Below are 20,819 nucleotides of genomic sequence, written 5' to 3'. Positions count from 1 at the left end.
TATATCAAATAAAGAGAGGACGCATATGAGATGGATCGTTCGTTTTTTTCGGAAAAGCATTAAACGCCGTCTCCTTTTTTGCTTTGTCTTCATTGGGATTCTGCCTATTGCCGTCGTGGGCTTCATTCCTTATCAAAAAACGGCCGAAGTCGTGAAAGGGCAAGTACTGGAGTATGCCCAAATTACAGTGAATCAGCTCAATGAGAATATTAACTATCATTTGAACGAGATGGATTTGATGTCGCGAATGGTGTATTACCAAGTGTTTGCCACCTTTGAGAAAGCAGGAGGGACAGGCGGGATTCACGAGGAGGATTTCCGTCAATTTCTTTTGGCTCTGAAAAATAACCGCACCTTCATCGATGACATTCATGTGATTGAAGGGGAACGGTATTATTCGACCGCGTCCGTGCTGAAGCAGGAGCTCTTGAAATCCAAAGAATGGTATATTAGCTCTGTGCAGCATCCGGGAGAGAAGGCATGGATCGGACCGCACATGAACGATTATTCCCTGAATGAACCCAAAACAGACAGGGTCGTATCCCTTGTATATCCCTTTAATCTTGCGAAGAATACACCGCCGGCTGTGATTATCATCGAAATGAAGCAGGATAAGCTTGATGAACTGTTTCAGAGTCCTACCCTGAAAAGTCTGGGCAAAATTTTGTTGATCGACAAATACGGCCGCATTCTGTACAGTTCGGATAAATCTTTACTGCCGTCGGAGGAGGAATATTCCAATCAATATATCACGAATACGAATTTGCTTGGCGGATTAAGCCATGAATACAGTTTTATTTATGATATCAATTATTTTAGCGGCTGGAAGGTCGCTGCATTCATCCCGAACGTGAAGATTGAGCAAAGCTTTGCTTCGATCCGGAACATCGTATTTATGCTAATCGGCATTTTTCTGGTCATATCCATCCTGTTAGGGTGGGGATTGTCCGACCGCTTGATTAAACCGTTGAGAACGCTGCAGATCGATATGCGTCAGGTCAAGAAAGGCAAATTTTATACGAGGTCTAGGATTGATGCGGAGGATGAAATCGGCGATCTGAGCCGTAATTTCAATCAAATGGTAGCAGAGATCGAAAGCTTGATTGATAAAATCTCCGAATCTGAAAGGAAAAAGAAGCAAATCGAAATGCAATCGCTTCAATACCAGATTAACCCCCATTTTCTGTATAATACGTTAAACTCCGTTCAATGGCTGGCCAAAGAGTATAAGGCGCCTGAAATCAGTGAAATGTTAACCGCTTTAATCAAGCTGCTGCGCTCAAGCTTAAATACGAGCAGCTATACTCATATGCTGGAGGAAGAACTGGAGGTTTTATCTTACTATGCCCGGATTCAAAAATACAGGTACGACGATCAGGTTGAGATCCGCTACCGGATCGACTCGGATGTATTAGCCGTTCTTGTGCCGAGATTCGTTCTGCAGCCGCTTGTAGAAAACGCCTTCTTTCACGGCCTTTGCGATAATGAAGGAAGGATTGAAATCAGTGCCTGCCGGAAGGCCGATCAAGTTGAAATCGTTGTAGAGGATAACGGTAGAGGAATCGATGCCGACCAATTGAAAACCTTATTTTCTCCTGATGTGTTAAGAAAACATTCCAGTGGAATCGGAATCAAGAATGTGGATGACAAAATTAAGCATTACTTCGGCGATTCGTACGGGTTATCCATCGATAGCGTCAAAGGGAGAGGAACGAGGATTTCTATTGCTTTGCCTTTCAGGATAAAGGAAGGGATGGAGAAGGATGACTATCCAAGTCTTAGTGGTTGATGACGAGAGAATTGTCAGAAGAGGGCTCAAAGCGCTGGTTCCTTGGGGTGAATTCGGGATGGAGGTGGCAGCCGAAGCGGCCAACGGAGAGAAGGCGTTGAACATCGTTAAGCAGCAGCCGATTGATTTGGTGATTACGGATATTCGTATGCCGATCATTGACGGGCTGGAGCTTACGAGAATCCTCAAGCGGGATTATCCCAACATCAAGGTACTGCTGCTCACTTGCTACAATGATTTCGATTATGTAAAGGAGGCTTTAGAGATCGGAGCTTCGGGTTATATGTTAAAGACAGAAATGGAAGATGACGGTCATCTGGAAAGCGTTTTAACGAGAATCCGGTCAGAATTTGAGCAGATCAGAACGAATCAGGAATGGGTCCGCGAGCTGCAAAGACAAGCCCGTCAATCCCTGCCCTTATTGCGGGAGAAATGGTTGAAGTCGCTTCTATCGGGTGAGCACTTTGCCAAAATGAAGCAGCAAAGCGAGAAGCTTTCTCTCTGTTGGCTCGATAAGCCGTGTTTAATTCTGTTCATTACCTGCAATGAAAACCTGGAAACGACAGATGAGTCGATAACCAAAGCATTTCAGGATACCATGGGAGAGACCCATTATGTGGCGATTCGTTTAAGCGAAAGCTCTTATTTGGCAGTGATTGAAAAATCGGAGGCTCTAAGCAAGCAGAAGGCTGTGGAACGGGAAAATGAAACGGTAGTGAAGGCTTATGCGGCTTTCAAAAGCTTGGTATCCGGTCAGGTTCAATTGTATTATCGTACCTCTCGAGGGTTGGAACAGCTTCCGGCGGAATATTCGAATGCAGTGCAATTCGCAGAGCAGCATGCCTTTTACCGTGAGCTTGGGACAGTGGTGGATACGAGCGGCATGGAGCCTGCGGAAGCCTTCGAGGCTCAAGCTTATCAGAATTGGCAGGACGTTAAACGGCTTACCATGACCAGGAATTGGAGCAAGCTCAAGGAACTGCTTGCGGAAGTCAACGCTATGATTCAGGAACGTAAGCCCAGCGTCGAATCCGTAAAAATGATGATGATCGATATTATATTAGCCATTATGGAGGGACTTCAATCCAACAGCCATATTATTTCTCCTTTATGGGGAAGCAATAAGTTCGATTTTATGGAAAAGGTCAAAAAAATCCGGACCTTCAAGGAGTTACAGGACTGGCTGATCGATGGAATCGAGCATTTGGAAGCGGAGCGCTCCGTCCTGCTATACGGGGGGAATAAGGTGATCAGTAAAGCCGTCGCCTACATCGAAAACCATTTTCATGAGGAGATTACGTTAGAGCAGCTGGCGGAGCACGTCGGTTTGAACAAAAGCTACTTAAGCTCTTACTTTAAAAAGGCAACGGGAGAAAGCTTCATAGATTATGTGCATAAAATGCGTATCGAAAAAGCCATTGAGCTGTTTGGGCATACCCATCTGAAAATTTATGAAGTAGCGGAGGCCGTTGGTTTTCAGGACCCTAAATACTTTGCGAAATCCTTCAAACGGATGACGGGCGTCACTCCTAACCAATACAAAGGAACTATGGAAGAATAATAGACAAGGACCTGGTCACCGGCCAGGTTTTTTATCTTCGCCAAAAGGCTTTGCTCAGAAGCCTTTTTATGGTTCATGGGACAAAATTTTTACACCCCTTCGAAAAAATGTACACCTAACTTCCTGTGTACTAAAAAATGAACACCCGAATCAAAACTCACGTACATGTTGCGGCATTCGCGAAAGAAGTAAAATCTAATCATAAGTTAAGGCAGGCGAAGAGGGAGGTGAGGAAATGAAAGCGGTTAAAGCAGCGGTCGTATACAAACGGGAAGCCTTGGAAATCAGAGCTTTTCCCAAACCCGTATTAAACGATGAAGAGCTGCTTATCAGAGTCCGAATGTGTGGAATTTGCGGTTCCGATCAACACATCTTCCGTGGTGACTGGGGGGAGCCTTATCCGATTATTCCCGGTCATGAATTCGTGGGCACCGTAGAGGAATTAGGCAGGAACGCCGCACAAAAGCACGGGGTTAAGCCAGGGGATAAGGTCGCTGTCGAAATGATTCTTCCTTGCGGTACGTGCTTGTGGTGTAAAGAGGGAATGTACAATCTATGCGTCAAAGACGAGGAGGAAGGAAGACAGTACGGCTGTAATATCAGCAGCAGCCGGGAGCCGCACTTATTTGGCGGATGGTCGCAATATTTGTTTGTCCCATCCAACGCTATCGTTCACCGGATACCCGATCATATTCCATGGAACAGAGCCGTCTTGACGGAACCGCTTGCTGTGGCGGTGAGGGCCGTCCATCTGACGCCTCCGAAGCTTGGAGACAAGGTAGCCGTTATCGGCGCCGGGCCGATCGGACTGCTAACATCGGTTGCAGCGAAGGCGGCAGGCGCTTCAACGGTTATCCTCATCGGCACCAGAGAGGAAAGACTTTCTCTAGGCAAAGAGCTGGGTGCGGATGAGGTAATTGATTTCAGACAAGAAGACGCCAAAGCCAGACTGCTTGATTTGACGGAAGGGAGAGGGGCCGATCTCGTATTCGAAACGGCGGGAACGCCGCAAGCGCAAAAGGATAGTCTGAACTACGCCAGAAAAGGCGGAACGGTCAATTATCTTGGTTTAACGGGGAATCGACCGGTCACGATTGAAACGGATCAGCAGATGACGTTTAAGGAATTAAAGCTGCAGACGTCTTTCCTGAGTGCATGGGGTTATCAAGCCGCCATCCGTCTGATTGCAAGCGGGCGATTCCCTATCGAGAAGATGATTACCCACGAATTTGCATTAGACGATGCCGAGCAAGCCTTACAATGTGCTGCGAACCGTGAGGAGAAAGCGATAAAGGTCATCCTGATTCCTTGATTTTAATTTGTAAACGCTCTTATATAGCATACTTAAAGGAGGAGCAAACATGCCGTTAATCGGAAAGGCAGCGGTTTTGGACGGAGTCGAAGGGAATTTTCATATTAAAGAATATGAGGTTCCGCAGCCGAAGGCTGGAGAATTCATCGTACGGACGGAGTTCGCGGGTGTTTGCGGAACGGATGTTCATATCTATTACGGGCACTTAAATACGATTGAATATCCGATCATATTGGGCCACGAATTTTGCGGTATCATTGAAAAGCTTGGTCAGGGTGTAGTCGAGGATTCCAACGGAAGACCGGTGAAGGAAGGCGACCGGGTGGTCATAGTGCCCGGAGTGCCGTGCGGAAATTGCTACTATTGCAAAATCTCCAAAACGCCGACCCGCTGCGCCAATGTGAAGGCTTACGGCTTTATGCCCGATCAGGCACCGCATTTATTATCCGGCGGCTTTAGCCAATATGTTCACATTCAATACCCAAATACATCTTTCTTCAAGACGGACATGGAGCCGCATATAGCCGTATTGACAGAGCCTCTCTCCATTTGTATTCACGGTTTTCAGCGGGCCGGCGGCGTCCGCTTCGGCAGCACCGTTGTTGTCCAAGGGACCGGGGCGATCGGGCTCGGGGCGGTTGCTTTTGCAAAAAGGTCGGGGGCGGCTAAGGTCATTGCCGTAGGCGGGCCGAAGCGGCGTTTGGAGCTGGCCGGACAATTAGGCGCGGATGTGACCATTGATATTGAGGACATCCGCGATCCCAAGGAACGTATCCAGCTGGTTAAAGAGGAGACCAAGGGCGGTCGTGGTGCCGATATGGTCGTTGAATGCTCTGGATTCCCCGCATCCGTTCCGGAAGGGCTGTCCTACCTGCGTGACAGCGCATCTTACGTGGAGCTTGGCCATTTTACAGACGTTGGCACGGCCAGCATCAATCCGCATTGGCATATTCTCCGAAACAACGCGGATATTCACGGGGTTTGGGGAAGCGATGTGGAGCATATGGAGATGACGCTGAACATCATAGAGAAAATGGAGCTTCCTTACGATAAGCTGGTGACGCAAACGCTTGGATTAGATCGGATCGGGGACGCCATTACAGCCATGAGCAAAAAAGGATATCGGTTGGATGGCGAAGATCAAGTGATCAAAATCGCGATTAATCCATGGATTTAGCTGCAGGATCCGATCATAATCATTCGATTTCACAATTTCAAAAGGAAAGGGTGTATCCATTTCATGCAAACCCAAATGAACGGAGAAAAACGCGATGCCTCGGGCAGCGATGTCATTGAAGTTAGGAATATGGCCACGATGGAGCTGATCGACACCATACCGGCCGCAACGATTGAGGATGCCCAGAAGGCATTGGATGCCGCACAGGCTGGAGCGAGAGCATGGGCGCAGACGCCGATTTTTAAACGGGCGGAGATCATCAACCGCTTTGTTAGCCATCTGCGTGCCCAACGCGATGAGCTCGCCCGGCTGCTCAGTGCGGAAAACGGCAAAACGCTGGAGCAGGCAGGCTGGGAGCTGGACACGGCAGCCGCCATATTTGAAGGGTTTGTGGAAGAATCCAAAAGGCTGTTCGGTCAAACCATCCCTTTAGAAATTCAATCCGGTCTTGAGAAGGATTTGATGATTACCAAGCGCGAACCGCTGGGCGTTATCGTGGGCATCATCCCGTTCAATTTTCCGGCTGAGCTGTTTGCTCATAAGGCGGGGGCTGCTTTGGCTGCGGGCAATGCGATTATTGTCAAACCGCCGGAAGATGATCCGTTAACCGTGACGCGTATGGCACAAATGCTGCATGAGGCAGGAGTTCCGCAGAATACGCTGCAGATTGTAAACGGTTATGGAGAAGTGGTGGGCGACTATTTGGTGAAAAGTCCGCAGGTTCAAGCTGTCAGCTTTACAGGAAGCACGGAAGTAGGCACGGTCATCGCCCAAAACGGTGCTAAAAACTTGTCGAGGGTATTTCTTGAGCTGGGCGCAAACGATGCGATGATCGTGTGCGAGGACGGAGACCTGGACGCTGCGGTCGATCATGCGATATTCGGGCGGCTGCTGGCCAACGGCCAGGTCTGCTGCGCCAACAAAAGATTGCTCGTGCAGCAATCCGTCTATGAAGATTTTAAAACCAAGCTGGTTGAGAAGCTGGCCGCAAAACAAATCGGGAACCAGCTGGAAGAAAGGACGGAGGTCGGTCCCCTCATCAATGAAGCCGCAGCGGTGAAGGTGGAACGGCAAATTCATTATACGGTTGGTCAAGGCGCTAATCTGGTTCTGGGAGGGAAGCGGGTCCAAGCGTTTATCGAGCCTACCGTACTGGAAGCGACAAGGGATATGGATATTTCCAAGGATTTGGAAATTTTCGGTCCTGTATTTGCTTTAATTCCGTTTGAAGATGACCAGGAAGCGATCGACATCGTGAACACAAGTCAATATGGTTTAAACTCCTCCATTTTCACTCGGGATATTTATAAGGCGATGAATGCGGGAAATCAGATCGAGGCCGGGATTGTTTCCATCAACGGCGGAACCTGCTACCGTCCGGTATGCAGCGCTTTCGGCGGATATAAGAAAAGCGGGATCGGCAGAGAGGGAACGCTGTATACCCTCGAAGAGCTGACCCAAATCAAAAGCATTGTGCTTCGAGGTGTAATGTAAACCGGTATGAAAGGAATCTTAAATAGAATCGGGGATGTCAATGAAAAATATAAGAAAAAAAAGCTTTACGGCATTGTTCGTCACATTGATGCTGTCGCTCGCGGTGTCCGCATGCGGAGGAGGGCAGCAGCAAGCCGCCGGCGGATCTTCGCCTCCGGAGCAGAACGGGCAGCAGCAGGGGGGCGCTTCGGTGCCTGCGGCCTCTCAAGGCAAAGGGCTGATTGCTCTCGCTCACAAAAGCTTGAACTACTACGCTTTCGTTGCTATGCAGGAAGCGGCGAAGCGGAAAGCGGAGGAGCTGGGCTACCAATTCGAGGCGAGCGTGGCGGATTTCGATTCCGCTAAACAAACGAACCAATTCATCAACTTTATTTCCAAGAAGCCGGTAGCGATTATTTCGGATCCCAACGACAGCGAAGGGTTAGTTACGGCGATCGATAAAGCGGAGCAAGCCGGCATTCCGGTTTCGATTTTCGATACTCCGACAACGGGCGGCAATGTAGCGTTTACCGTAGCTTTTGACAACTACAAAGCCGGTGAAATGGCGGCTATGGAAATCGTAAAAAGGCTCGAGAAAAAGTACGGCGAAGCCAAAGGCAACGTTCTGAACGCTTACGGGGCGATGTCGAGCTCGGCTTGGAGAGCGAGGAAGGAAGGCTTCGATGCGGTAATGAAAAAATATCCGAACATCCATTATTTGGCGATGCCGGCCGAAGGGGATATGAGAAAGACGCAGGATGTGGCGTTGAATGCGATTGCGAAGTACAAAACCCTTGACGCGGTTCACGCGCCGAGCGACAACCCCGCAATGGGACTCTATGAGGCGCTGAAGCAAACCAATGAATTGAAAAAAGTAGGCGAAGAAGGACATGTCATCTTCGTCACGATCGATGCGGAGCCGATTGCTCTGCAGCGGATTCAAGAGGGCTGGTACGACGCCACGATTAACCAGGATTGCGTAGCTTATGGCGAGCTGGTCATAGAAATGCTGGATAAATATACGCTGAAGGGACAAAAGGTCCCGATCGAGACGTATAAGAACGACAACTATTTCTGGAAAGAAGCGCCGATCAAGCAGGGTCAAACCGGACCGCATATGGTTATCGATCCTTATGTCATTGACAGCAGCAATGTGAACAATGATGCCCATTGGGGCAATGTGGCCTGGAATAAGTACGGGTTACGATATTAAGGTTTTATCAACGGCATAAGATGGAGTGAAGCACGGCTGGCTCCATCTTATGCGATAAAGACGGAAGAACGGGTTGAAGGAGGGAATCCCATTGCTGCTTGAGGTCTCCAATGTTTACAAAAGCTTCGGCGGGAAGGAAGTATTGAAGAATGTCGAGTTTTCCTTAGACCATGGTGAAATTCACGGATTGGTCGGTAAAAACGGTGCAGGCAAATCCACGTTGGTCAATATCATCTCGGGAGTCCTTTCATGCGACAGCGGAACGGTTGAAATGGATTCGCAGCCGATGGATCGGCTTTCCGTGCTAGAAAGACAAGACCTGGGCATCTATGTCGTTCCTCAGCATGCGACCATCATTCCCGAATTCAGCGTCGCTGAAAATCTTTTTTTGGGCGTATGGCTGCGCAAAAAGTCGGGGCTCGTGGATTGGAAGCCCATGTATGAGCAGGCGGAGCAGGAGCTGCGTGAATACGGACTTCCTATCGATCCCAGGATGAAAGCCAAGGATTTATCGCTTGTAAATCAAAGAAAGCTCAATATGATCAGGGCATTGTTCAGTAAAGCGAAATTAATCATTTTGGATGAACCGACAACGGCCCTTTCGGCGGATGAGAGAAGCAGCTTGTTTGAATTCGTCCTCAGGCTGAAAAAACAGGGCACCGGCATTATTTTTATATCCCATTATCTTGAGGAAGTACTCAAGCTGTGCGATCGGATTACGGTGATCCGTGACGGGCAGTCCTTCACCGGCTATGCCGCCGATTCGGTTGACGAACGCACGCTGACGAATTTGATCGTAGGCGAGGATGTGCAGCTATGTGTCCGTTCCAGAGCATCGGGAGTGGAGAAGGAGCCCGTTTTGGAATGCAGGAACATCAAGGGCCGGGAGTTAAAGGACGTATCCTTCCGTTTGCACCGTGGAGAAGTTTTGGGCTTAATCGGTTTTCCCGGTTCGGGCGCCAGGGAAATATGCAGAGGCCTGTTCGGGCTTTATCCGGTAGAGAGCGGCAAAATTCATTTAAACGGCTGTGAAATCGGCATACCTCAAGGACCCGCCGAGGCATTGGAGCATAATATGGTGTATGTTTCTTACGACCGCCATAAAGAAGGGATTGTCCAGCAGCTTCCGATCCAAGAAAATATCAGTTTATCCATCCTGGGATCGAAGCTCAAAAAGCTGATGGGCCTGGTAGACAAGGCCAAAGAGCTCGCCAATTCCAACAATTATTTTACTCAACTGAACATCAAAGCCGCTTCTATTTACGAAATGGTAGGCAATTTGAGCGGGGGAAATCAGCAGAAGGTAGTGATTTCCAAAGCTTTAAGCGTGGATCCGTCGGTGTTGATTATCGATGAGCCTACCATAGGAATCGATGTGAAAAGCAGGGAGGAAATCCTGTTTCTGATTGATGACTTGACTCAGTCGGGTTTAAGTGTTCTGTATCTGACCAATGATTACAATGAACTGCTCAGGGTGGCGGACCGTTTAATCTTTTTCTCCGATGGCAAGGTGGTTCATGAAGTGGAAAATGAGGGCTTCACGGCCGAGCAGGTGATTCAAATGCGTGATTCAGTGAAGGATGGTGCAGCATGAATGTAAAGGAAAGCAATATTGTCGTATCGCAGTCTGTGCTCCCATTGGCTCAGAACCAACAAAGATGGGTCCGGCTGTTTGCCAATCATATTGTCTGGTTCCTCCTTGGTTTTGGTATCATCATCATGGGGTTAATCGACTCCACGTTTTTTTCCAAATCGATTTTGCAAAATATTTTGGTGCAGACAGCTGTGCTTGGCGTATTGACCGCAGGAATGTCCTTCGTACTGATTATCGGGGAGATTGATCTGTCCGTCGTAGGTGTGCTCGCGTTTAGCGCCGGGCTGGGAACAACCTTGATGAACGGAGGATTTCCTTGGTTTGCCGCCGTCCTGGCCATTGTTTTGTTCGGTGTCTGCGTTGGATTCATCAACGGTTGGCTGATCGCCAAATGGAAGGCTGCGGCTTTGATCGAAACGCTGGCCATGGGGCTTATCCTGCAGGGAGCGCTCATGGCTTTGACCCAAGGCCGTTCCATTATCAATTTTCCTGCAGCCTACACCTGGATCGGACAAGGAACCATCGCCGGTCTTCCCGTGCTCCCTATTCCGTTTCTCCTCATCTACTTGATTGTTTATTTCGTTTGGAAGAAGACGGTGTTCGGCAGAAGCTTGTTTGCAACGGGCGGGAACAGCAGAAGCGCTTACGTAAGCGGGATACGGACAGATCGGATCAAGATCTATGCGTTTGCCGTTTCGGGCGGACTGGCGGGCTTCTCGGGGTACTTGCTCTCCGCATATATGGGTGCCGTAACGATGACCTTCGGCTCCGATTTGCTTATGTACACGCTGGCTGCAGCCGTCATCGGAGGGGTGAGCTTGACGGGAGGACGAGGAAATATTTCCGGTGTCTTAGGCGGCGTGCTGCTGCTTACCGTCATTCAAACAGGCCTGCAAATTCTTGGGATTTCCTCTTATTACGTCACAATGGTCGGGGGCTTGATGATCTTTATCGCTGTGGTGGTCGATGCGTTAAAAACAAAGTATTTACAATGAACATGGTAATTAATTCTAAAAATAAATTTAAATCCCAATAAAATGGGATTTTTTTATTGCATTGACTAGGTTGAGTCAATCAAACCACAATATGTAGTGTTAATTCTCTTAGGCACCGCTTTTTCCCTTGGCTTTTGCCCTACGATGCTTGTATTATTTTTCGGAACGCTCATGCCGCTCACCCTGCAGTCTTCTTGCGGCCTCCTTCTTCCGTCCATTTTTGCTGCAGGTACGGCAATGCCATTCCTATTATTTGCCGGACTGACCGTTGGGTTCGGCCTGGATCGCGTCATGATCAAGCGTGCAAGACGATGGGGCGGGTGGATTCAGATGCTGGCGGGCATATGATTTATCCTCTTTGGTATAGGCGATACCATGACTTATTGGACACTCTAGCTTTAAGCTATTCCGTATAGCTTAAAGCTTGTTTTCCCAATGCTTCCCAAGTGGCTATAAAACGTTCTTTTTGAATGCGCAACTGTTTTCTGCCGCTCAACGGGTCGTTGACGTATACATTTTTCTCATCGTAGCCGACTAACAGTACGGTATGCTCCTGAAAGGTAGTTCGAATAGGCCCGATCGGGGTGTCCCATACAACCCACTGTCGGTCCGCAGGTACGGTAAAAGAAACCGTAGTCCATACGAGAACGGGTATACCTTGGGATACTTGCCGCTCCAAGTCATCAAATGTGCTGCCAGTCAAATCGACCCCCGTCGGGATGTATTTGAGAAGCAAATCAGATAATGCAGCATGATATATTCCGAGGCCTTTTTGCTTCCCCGTTACATCTCCAACAAACCCGAGATTCGGATTCCCCCAGGATCGAATCGTTCCGTCCGCATTGTACTGAATAGGGGTGTGATCCTTCTTCATTTCGGGGACAAGCTCCATTTTATTTCTCTTAATTCCTTTATACTGAAGCAGCATGGCCAATGCCGTAATTTCGCATCCGTTATAGAGCTCGGGCATTTGCTGCAGGATTGGAGCATCCAGCATGGCGGACTGCTTTTTTTTGCTGTATTCCGGAGCTGATTCATTCGCGTCTGAGATGACGGCAGAGAGGGAAATCAAATCGGATGAAACAGCCTGTTCATTCTTTTCGATTATTTTCATATACAGCAGGAACAGCATCGCTGCGCTGGAGAAGGCAAGTCCAATGAGGAGTACGGCACTGAAAAGTGCTTTTATGCTTTTTAAAATCATGATCCCTTCCACTTTGTTTATAATGATGTATGATGATTTCATTATACTACATTTCGTAGTGAGGTTAAAATTTTGATTTCATTGACATGATGGATTTCTTTATACTACAATCTGTAAGTATAAGTTATAAAGCGTTATCACAAAAAGGGCGCCGGGTCGTTAGCATACAATCATTGAAATGAAGAAATGGAAATGAAGAACATTCAAATAGAAGATAACTTATCCCATTTGTAGGAGGATTTCATTGTGGAAGGCAATGTTTTAAATGTTTCACTTATTCTATTAAATGTAGTCATCTTCATCCTGATCATAAGATATCGAAGACGGAGAATGGCTAAACAGTCTGAAAAAGCAAGAAATCTGCAAATATTGATCAGTCAATTATCGGTCGAACCCAATAATCAGAATGTGCAGGAATTTATTGACGAGCTTCAGGAAACGTATTCCTTATTCGCCAATCCCAAGAACGGCGGCATTGTCCGTACGGCTTTTGAAAACGTAGAAGCAAGCGAAAAGGTGGATCTCGAATTAAAGCACGAGCTGCGCAGAGTGATTTCCAAATTGGGAGTCAAGGATCTTATAGAGGTCCGGGCATAGATAACTTTAAGAGCAAGCTGGCATCTGTCTTTACAGGTGTCGGCTTGTTTTTTTTATCGGGGTCTTTATACGACATTTCGGAATGATTAATACTCGTATTAAAAATCCTGAAAAATACGGATCGATTCGGCGAGTATAATGTAACCATACCATATGATGAAATGAATTCCGCATAACGGAATGATCAAGCGAAGGAGGTGGATCATGAAGGCTGAGCGTGAAAAAGTCCAGTCCTTGGAAAGAGCGTTGAAAATTCTGGAATGTTTCACCATGGAGACTCCCGAATTGTTTCTTGGCGAGATCTCCGCCAAGAGCAAGCTTTCCAAAAGTACGGTTCATCGGCTGCTCGGAACGATGCTGTTCTACGGGTACATCAACCAAAATGAAGACAATCAGAAATACAGCCTGGGGTTAAAATTATTTCGGCTGGGATCCATCGTGAGAGGCAATCTGTCTCTAAGAGGCGTCGCTTTATCTTATATGAATCAGCTCTGCGGTGAAATTTCGGAAACCGTAGGTCTGAACATCGTGGATGAAGAATATCGGGTATGTATTGAGTCGGTAGAGAGTGTTGAAGTCGTGAGAAGCTTTATTAAGGTTGGACAGCGGGTTCCCTTGTGTCAGGGAGCATCCAGTATGGTGCTGCTGTCCTTTATGCCGGAGCATCGGAAGTGCCGTATCGTCGATCAGGGCGAAAAAGACGGGCTCCTGCTCATGCCAAAGTCCAAGCTGATGGAATGTCTGGAGCAGATCGCCCGGCTGAAGTACTGGACATCCGTCAATGACAGGGTACAGGGAGCCTTCTCGGTTTCAGCACCGATTTTCAATCATACCGATGACCTGGTTGCAAGCTTAACCGCTGCCGGTCCTGTACAAAGATTAACCGATGACCGTTTGCAGCTGATGATTACAAAAGTGACGCAAAGCGCTGACCGCATTTCCGAGGCTTTGGGTCACTCCGGAATGATGGCGGGGGCAAGAGGATAAAACGGCGGATTGGTAATCGTCTGCAGAAGGGATGAATCCATTGACGGAGTAGAGGAGGTTTTTTTAATGGAGTCTGGTGTTGACGAGTTGAAATTGCTTGTCGTAAAGGCAGTCCGGATGTTGGAACGAATAGAGCTGTTGGACAATAACGGTCATGTCAGTGTCCGTATCCCCGAATCCGACCGCTTTCTCATCAATTCCCGTAAAGCGAGCCGGGCCTCCCTCACGGTAAGAGATGTGGTCCTATGTGACATGGAAGGCAGGCTTTTGGAAGGGGAATCGGAACCGCCCAGCGAGTTCCACATCCACACCGAAATTTATAGACGAAGGGCGGATGTCGGCAGCGTGATCCACAATCATCCCCATTACCAAACGGTGCTGGGCATCGCAGATATTCCCCTTCAACCGGTCTTTGGCGTCGGAGCCTTTGTTCTGGATGTTCCATGCTTTGAAATTTCGAGTCTAATCAATACGCGGGAATTGGGAGAGCAGGTGGCAGAAAAGCTGGGTAAATCGAGCTCGGTTATGCTTCGTCATCATGGCAGCGTGGTGGCATCCAAGAACATTAAAAGCGCATTTACCATCTCGGTGTTTATGGAGGAGAATGCCAAAAAGCAATATGCTGCATCGCTGCTTGGGCCAAACGTGAAGGTCCTAGAGGGTGATAATCTGCAGCGGACCCGAGCATCCAATTGGCAGCCGGGCATCATTGAGAAATGTTGGACGTACCATCAGGAGAAAGCGGAATGGCAAGGAGCTCTAAGAGGAATCGCAGAGTAAGAGAAGCACAGCCGTAAGAAACAATTACATGAAGCTAATATTAATGACTAGGAGGACGTCATTCATGATTAGTCAGGAACAGAACGATTATCTTACTCAAGTAGGCCCCGGGACACCTTTAGGAAACCTGCTTCGCCGTTATTGGTTTCCGGTGGGTGCCGTCTCGGAGCTGAAGAATAAATTTACGAAGCAGGTGCGCTTGCTTGGAGAGGATTTGGTTTTGTTTCGGGACTTGTCGGGCAGCTATGGCTTGGTACAGGAACGATGCCCGCACCGAGGCGTTTCGATGGTACACGGAATTCCCGAGGAAAGCGGGATCCGCTGCCAGTATCACGGCTGGTGCTTTAATTCCAAAGGGCAATGCATAGATCAGCCTAATGAGCCCGAACACAGCACCTTTAAAGACCGGATTCAAATTAAAGCCTACAAGGTCCAGGAGTTGGGAGGCTTGCTCTTCGGTTATTTGGGCCCTGAGCCTGCTCCGCTGCTGCCCCGGTTTGACGGATTTGTGGTGGACAACGCCATCCGGGTCATCGGTCATGCGGTGCTGCCGGTGAATTGGCTGCAAATTATGGAAAATTCAATGGATCCGATTCATACGGAATGGCTTCATGGACATTACCATGAGTACATCACTGCGCAAAACGGCTCCAAGCAGGAGGTGGCCTTTCAGCGCAAGCATTTGAAAATTGAATTTGACCGGTTTCCGTACGGCATCGTCAAACGCAGATTGCTTCAGGGCCAAACGGAGGATAGCGATGACTGGAAGGTAGGCCATCCGGTCGTGTTCCCCTATATGCTGGCTGTCGGCAGCGGGGGATTGGGAACGTATGCCTTCCAGATGAGAGTGCCGATGGACGATTATCACACCTGGCACATCTGGTATAACGCTTATGTTCCCGGACCGGAAGCGGAAATTCCCGAGAAGCTTAAGGAGGTCTGTTTATATGAAGTGCCTTATAAGGATGCCGACGGTGAGTTCATTACGGATTATATTGACGGCCAGGACATGATGTGCTGGATCACGCAAGGAGCTATTGCCGACCGTACCAGCGAGAAGCTGGGTACGACAGATAAAGGAATCATCCTGTTCAGACAATTGCTGAAGGAGCAAATGGCGAAGGTGGAGCGCGGGGAGGAGCCGATGAATATTTTCCGTGATCCGGCCTCCAATTCCTTCATCGAGCTTCCGCTCGAGCGTAAAAAGCACCATTTTAGCGAAGGCTTCGCAAGCATTACTCAGAGGTTTCAGACTAAGTATTGTCCGGTAGTGCAGGATTTGATCGATTTATTTCAACGCGTGGGAGTCCGTTAAGATGAATGAGCCAGTACCTGACCTGGTAACAGCGTCATTTTGCAGTTGCTGCGGGCATTCTATGGGGGATCCCCGAAGCATAGTCATCGAATACTGGAATTCGCATCACACCGTTTATTTTTGCTGGTGCCATGCCTGCGGCTGGAGGGGAGAAGTGGCAGAGGTGAAACGGATGATAACGACAGAGACGGAAGAATAGAGGAGGAAATGTCTATGGTTTCCGATCCGCAACCGCCAAGACCGGTGATCCGTATAGCAATCGCCGGCCTTGGCACCGCAACCAAAGCGATGCTTCCCGCTCTGCTGAAGCATCCGGGGATGCTCATTACAGCGGCGGCCTCCTTGGACGAGGAACAGCTTCGTCTTTTCAAAAGGGATTTTCTTGTCGAAACCTTTAAGAGCGTTGAACACATGTGTCAATCACCTGAGGTGGATGCCGTTTATATCGCCACACCGACGCCGTTTCATGCAGAGCATGTTCTGTTTGCCGCCCGTGCCAAGAAGCACATCATCCTGGAAAAGCCGATGGCCGTATCGCTGGAGGAGGGTTACAGGATGGTCGCCGCCGTAGAGTCCAACGGCGTGAAGATAGTGGTCGGCCATTCACACAGCTTTGACCCGCCGATTCTAACCATGAGACAAGTGCTTGAAAGCGGCAGGATCGGCAGGTTTACCATGGCCCATACCTGGTGCTACTCCGACTGGCTGTATCGTCCGCGGATGCGTGAGGAGCTTCAAACGGAATCGGGAGGAGGGGTAACCTTTCGCCAGGGCTCCCATCAGTTCGATATCCTTCGTTTGTTGGGCGGCGGCCAAGTGAGAAGCGTTCGCGCCTCTACAGGCGCTTGGGATTCCGGAAGGCCGACGGAAGGCAGCCATGTCGTCTATTTGGAGTTTGAAGACGGCGCCTCCGCTACCGCTGTTTATAACGGGTATGATCGTTTTCATACGACGGAATGGACCTACGGCATCGGAGAATGGGGAGAACGGGTGAAAGCCGGTGATTATGCCTCCTATCGCAGAATGATGCGAACACTAAGCAGGGAACAGGAACAAGCTTTAAAAGGGAGCCGATCCGGATACTACGGAAAATCGTCTTTCATCAGCGGCGCCGGGGATTTGCAGCAGCCTTTCTTCGGGCTAACGGTGGTCAGCGGGGAACGCGGCGACATGCGGCAAACGCCGGAAGGTCTCATGATTTATAGTGAAGAGGGAGTGGAGCACCTGACGCTGCCTAAAGATGTGAATGGACGCGATAAGGTCATAGAGGAATTTTATCATGCGGTAACTCATGGCAAACGCGCCATTCATGACGGAAGATGGGGGCTTGCCAATCTGGAGGTTTGCTTGGCGGTTCTGACTTCTTCAAGGGAAAAGAAAGAGGTAATCTTATCCCATCAAGTGCCGTTGAAGTGAGTGGTATGAGGATGGGGGCTTCGCTGTGGAGATCGTTTAAAGGAATGGATAAAACACTTCAATTGTAAGCGATTACAATTGTGAATAAGGAGATGAAATACATGCATCAACAGTACGGGAAGCGTTGGCTGACTGCGTTACTGACCTTGGGTTTGACCCTGAGTCTGGCCGCTTGTTCCGGTACGGCATCCGTAAATCCCGCTGCGGACAGCAAGTCTCCAGGAGGCTCGGCGGCTCAGATCGATAAAAATAACAAAGCTCCGATGACCGTCACTCTTGCAGGAGGCTCGGTCGGAGGGTTTTGGTCCGGTATGGGGCAGGTCATCTCCCAGGCTTTTGCAACCTCTTATCCCGGCTCTGCGGCCACCTATGAACCGGGCACCGGAGCGGGCAACATAAAATTAATTGACGAGGGACAAGTCGAACTGGGCATTGTGCAATCCATTGAGGTGATCGCAGCTCATAACGGAACGGCTCCATTTAATAAGAAATATGAAGGCTTGACGGCTCTTGGCACGATATATGACAATGCCGTGCTCCATGTCACCGTGCGCAAGGATTTTGCCGATAAGTACGAATTAAAAAGTCTGTCGGATATTGCTGCAAAGAAGGTTCCTGCAAGAATGGCCATTAATCAAAAAGGGAATATGAATTCCTTAGGGGCTGCTACGCTGCTGGAAGTTAACGGTATAACCGAAAAGACGTTGAAACAATGGGGCGGTTCGTTGACTTGGGCAGGAAGCTCGCAGCGGGCCGAAGCATTGCAGAATAATCGTATGGATGTTTCCATTGAATTCGTTTTTGCTCCGGATTCAAAGGTGGAAGAAACCTCGGTTACTACCGATTTGGTCTTGTGGAGCCTGGATCAAAAATCCCGCGAAGCACTGAAAAAGGAATGGGACCTGAATGCCGCAACGATTCCCAAGGGAACGTACAGGTGGCAGCAGGAAGATGTCCAAACGGTATCTTTAAGCGCCGTGATTCTTGTAAGTAAAAAAGCCAGTGTACAGGATCAATACAAAATGGCCAAGGCCTTAGTGGATCAAATTGAAATCATTCGGTCACTGCACCCTGCCATGAAGGAGATTTCTCCGCAAAAGCTGGCTGACACCGGTTCTGTCCCTTTGTCTCCGGGAGCCAAGGTGCTGTATGAAGAAATAGGAGCCGTAAAAAAATAACCATTCTGGTACGAGTGGACTGCCTGAACTCCCATCAAGCTTGAAAGGTGGTATTCATCATGGCAAATGAACAAGCGGAAACTACGCGACCCGGCTATAAAGAGTGGTTTAAAGAAGGGGCTTTGCGCACACCAAAAGGACTTTTTCGCCTTCTCATTATCTGTCTCGCTCTGGCGCTGACCCTTTTCGAAATTTGGCTGGGCGCGGTTGGAAATATGGATTTGTATCAATACGCATCAATATTTTACCCTTTTGTGCTGGGCATTACGTTTTTGCTGTTCAGCTCAAGAAAGAGCGGGACAAAGCATCTGCCGACCCTGTGGGATATTTTCTATTCCGTGCTTTCGTTTGCCATTTGGATCTTCTTTTTGTTTCATACTCCGGAGTATTTGCAGAGGATTCCGCTGTTTAACAAATTGACTGCCGTTGAAACCTTCGTAGGCGTGGCTTTGGTATTATTGACGTTGGAAGCCACGCGAAGAACCTTGGGCACTTCATTAACCATCATCGTGCTGGTATTTATGGCCTATACCTTTTTCGGTCATTGGATTCCCGGAACTTACTCTCATCGTCTGATTACGCTAAACCATTATCTAGACGATATGGTTTACACGGTGAACGGCATATTTGGAACGACCATTGGAGTAGCCGCAACCTATGTGTTTATGTTTGTCTTGTTCGGCGCCTTCTACACGCAAGCCGGCGGGGGAGATTTCTTTTTTAAATTCGCTTCGATGATTTCCGGCCGCTCGGTCGGAGGCCCCGCCAAAGTCGGGGTATTGTCAGCCGGTATGTTTGGTATGATCTCCGGCAGTCCAACGGCGGATGTTTTGACAACAGGCTACGTAAATATTCCGATCATGAAGCGGATCGGGTACAATCCGGTCTATGCCGGAGCCGTGGAGTCGGCAGCTTCGGCAGGAGGCAGCATTGCTCCGCCGATTATGGGCTCCGCAGCCTTTCTGATGGCGGAGTATGCCGGAATTCCCTACAGCGATATTATGGTGGCCGCCATTATCCCGGCGATCTTGTACTATACGGGCATTTTTCTTCAAGTTCATTTTCGCTCCAAAAAATTAAATATGCCTACCATGGACCGTGTCCCCGCATTCAAGGAAGTGATGAAGGAAGGATGGGTGCATCTTCTGCCGATTTTGTTCCTGATTTGGGGAATCGAACAAGGATTTTCCGCGCCTTATACGGCCATTCTGGCATGTGCCCTGATTATTGTGTTGAGCTGGTTCAATCCGCAAAGAAGAATTGGTCCGATCCGGATCATCCAGGCCTGCGAGGAGACGCTTGTTCGCGTCATTCCGGTCACCTTGGCCTGTGCAGCGGCGGGCATGTTTATTGACGAAATTATGCTGACGGGGCTGGCCTCCAAATTCGGCACATTGATCTTCCAATTCACGTTTGGCGACGTATTCCTCTCCCTTGTGGCCACAGCCGTTATGTGTATCATCTTCGGTATGGGTCTGCCTACGTCCACCTCATACATCCTGACGGCAGCGCTTGCTGCGCCTCTTCTGATTAATTTGGGAGTGAGCGTCTTGTCCGCCCATCTCTTTATCGTTTATTACTCCGTCCTTTCGTGCATTTCGCCGCCTGTAGCTACCGCGTGTATCGCAGCGGGGAGCATCGCTCAAGCCGATCCCAATAAAATCGGCTGGGCGGCTTGTAAGCTCGCATTAGTCGCGTTCATCATGCCGTTTATGTTTGTGTATCAGCCCGGATTGCTGCTTGAAGGCAGCGTGGCGGTCATCACCGTGTCCGTCCTGACCTCAGCCATTGGGATTGCTTGCTTGGCCGCCGCCATTGAGGGATGGCTCGCGAAAAGTCTGAGTTCCTTTGAACGGCTGGTCATCTTTTCGGCCGGCGTTCTGATGATATTTCCCCAGGGCTATATGGACATGATCGGCATCGCCGTTGCGCTGATGATCGTCATTCCAAAGCTTGCGGGACGGCGGGAACCCCTTTTAAGGGAGAACAAAACTTTATAATCCTCAGGATTGAGATGAGGTTAAAATATAGAGCCTCATGAATGAAAATGAATTTCTTTGGGCCTTGTTCATTATAAAAGAACCGGCCCTATTTTTATGGGTCTGCGGAACGTATTTTTAAGGAAGAGGGCGGATATTAAATACGTGTCGGGGCTTGGGCCTTCCCCAATATCTATAGCGTTTTCATATAAGATATGACCGTGCTATAGCGGTGAAGCTGCCGACATC

At 48.8% G+C, this 20,819-nt stretch carries 17 protein-coding genes; 16 read left to right on the top strand and 1 reads right to left on the bottom strand.

The features are described 5' to 3' along the window. The first annotated feature begins 25 nt into the window (after positions 1-25). From ACZYR9_RS00645 to ACZYR9_RS00605, 9 genes are all read left to right on the top strand, one after another. The gene (locus tag ACZYR9_RS00645) at positions 26-1,789 is read left to right on the top strand and encodes a cache domain-containing sensor histidine kinase (RefSeq protein WP_488976518.1); all 1,764 of its coding nucleotides are present in this window, start codon (positions 26-28) and stop codon (positions 1,787-1,789) included. Then, on the top strand, positions 1,764-3,350 hold the full coding sequence (locus ACZYR9_RS00640) for a response regulator transcription factor (protein ID WP_488976517.1): 1,587 nt from the start codon (positions 1,764-1,766) through the stop codon (positions 3,348-3,350). The genes ACZYR9_RS00645 and ACZYR9_RS00640 overlap by 26 nt, the downstream gene beginning before the upstream one ends. A gap of 235 nt (positions 3,351-3,585) precedes the next feature. Then, complete coding sequence (locus ACZYR9_RS00635) at positions 3,586-4,662, top strand: zinc-dependent alcohol dehydrogenase (RefSeq protein WP_488976516.1); 1,077 nt, start codon at positions 3,586-3,588, stop codon at positions 4,660-4,662. A 49-nt stretch (positions 4,663-4,711) separates the two neighbouring features. After that, positions 4,712-5,839, top strand: coding sequence for a zinc-binding dehydrogenase (locus ACZYR9_RS00630; protein WP_488976515.1), 1,128 nt, complete (start codon positions 4,712-4,714; stop codon positions 5,837-5,839). Positions 5,840-5,902: 63 nt separating this feature from the next. After that, entirely contained in the window at positions 5,903-7,333 is a 1,431-nt protein-coding gene (locus ACZYR9_RS00625; protein ID WP_488976514.1) for an aldehyde dehydrogenase family protein, read from the top strand. Between the two features lie 40 nt (positions 7,334-7,373). Continuing rightward, positions 7,374-8,525, top strand: coding sequence for a sugar ABC transporter substrate-binding protein (locus ACZYR9_RS00620; protein ID WP_488976513.1), 1,152 nt, complete (start codon positions 7,374-7,376; stop codon positions 8,523-8,525). 91 nt (positions 8,526-8,616) lie between these two features. Beyond that, complete coding sequence (locus ACZYR9_RS00615) at positions 8,617-10,119, top strand: sugar ABC transporter ATP-binding protein (RefSeq protein ID WP_488976512.1); 1,503 nt, start codon at positions 8,617-8,619, stop codon at positions 10,117-10,119. Continuing rightward, the gene (locus ACZYR9_RS00610) at positions 10,116-11,114 is read left to right on the top strand and encodes an ABC transporter permease (RefSeq protein ID WP_488976511.1); all 999 of its coding nucleotides are present in this window, start codon (positions 10,116-10,118) and stop codon (positions 11,112-11,114) included. Before ACZYR9_RS00615 ends, ACZYR9_RS00610 begins: the two co-directional genes overlap by 4 nt. Positions 11,115-11,258: 144 nt before the next feature. Next, entirely contained in the window at positions 11,259-11,462 is a 204-nt protein-coding gene (locus ACZYR9_RS00605) for a hypothetical protein (protein ID WP_488976510.1), read from the top strand. Between the two features lie 55 nt (positions 11,463-11,517). Here the strand turns inward: ACZYR9_RS00605 and ACZYR9_RS00600 are convergent, their stop codons facing one another. After that, positions 11,518-12,318, bottom strand: a complete 801-nt coding sequence (locus tag ACZYR9_RS00600) for a C39 family peptidase (protein ID WP_488976509.1) — start codon at positions 12,316-12,318, stop codon at positions 11,518-11,520. 246 nt (positions 12,319-12,564) lie between these two features. On the opposite strand from ACZYR9_RS00600, the gene ACZYR9_RS00595 reads away from it, so the two are divergent. From ACZYR9_RS00595 to ACZYR9_RS00565, 7 genes are all read left to right on the top strand, one after another. Next, positions 12,565-12,915, top strand: coding sequence for a hypothetical protein (locus tag ACZYR9_RS00595; protein ID WP_488976508.1), 351 nt, complete (start codon positions 12,565-12,567; stop codon positions 12,913-12,915). 204 nt (positions 12,916-13,119) lie between these two features. Then, positions 13,120-13,902: an IclR family transcriptional regulator gene (locus ACZYR9_RS00590; RefSeq protein WP_488976507.1), complete on the top strand. Its 783-nt coding sequence runs from the start codon at positions 13,120-13,122 to the stop codon at positions 13,900-13,902. A gap of 66 nt (positions 13,903-13,968) precedes the next feature. Beyond that, positions 13,969-14,682: a class II aldolase/adducin family protein gene (locus tag ACZYR9_RS00585; protein WP_488976506.1), complete on the top strand. Its 714-nt coding sequence runs from the start codon at positions 13,969-13,971 to the stop codon at positions 14,680-14,682. A gap of 64 nt (positions 14,683-14,746) precedes the next feature. Continuing rightward, complete coding sequence (locus ACZYR9_RS00580; protein WP_488976505.1) at positions 14,747-15,997, top strand: Rieske 2Fe-2S domain-containing protein; 1,251 nt, start codon at positions 14,747-14,749, stop codon at positions 15,995-15,997. A gap of 213 nt (positions 15,998-16,210) precedes the next feature. After that, positions 16,211-17,413, top strand: coding sequence for a Gfo/Idh/MocA family oxidoreductase (locus ACZYR9_RS00575; RefSeq protein WP_488976504.1), 1,203 nt, complete (start codon positions 16,211-16,213; stop codon positions 17,411-17,413). 101 nt (positions 17,414-17,514) lie between these two features. Next, positions 17,515-18,591 (top strand): TAXI family TRAP transporter solute-binding subunit, encoded by a 1,077-nt coding sequence (locus tag ACZYR9_RS00570; protein ID WP_488976503.1) that lies wholly within the window; start codon positions 17,515-17,517, stop codon positions 18,589-18,591. Between the two features lie 59 nt (positions 18,592-18,650). Beyond that, positions 18,651-20,591 carry a TRAP transporter permease gene (locus tag ACZYR9_RS00565; protein ID WP_488976502.1) on the top strand — a complete coding sequence of 647 codons (1,941 nt, stop codon included), beginning with the start codon at positions 18,651-18,653 and terminating at the stop codon, positions 20,589-20,591. Positions 20,592-20,819: the final 228 nt, after the last annotated feature.

This window comes from Paenibacillus sp. F024, from assembly GCF_057814255.1.
This window is presented reverse-complemented; position numbering and strand designations above follow the sequence as displayed.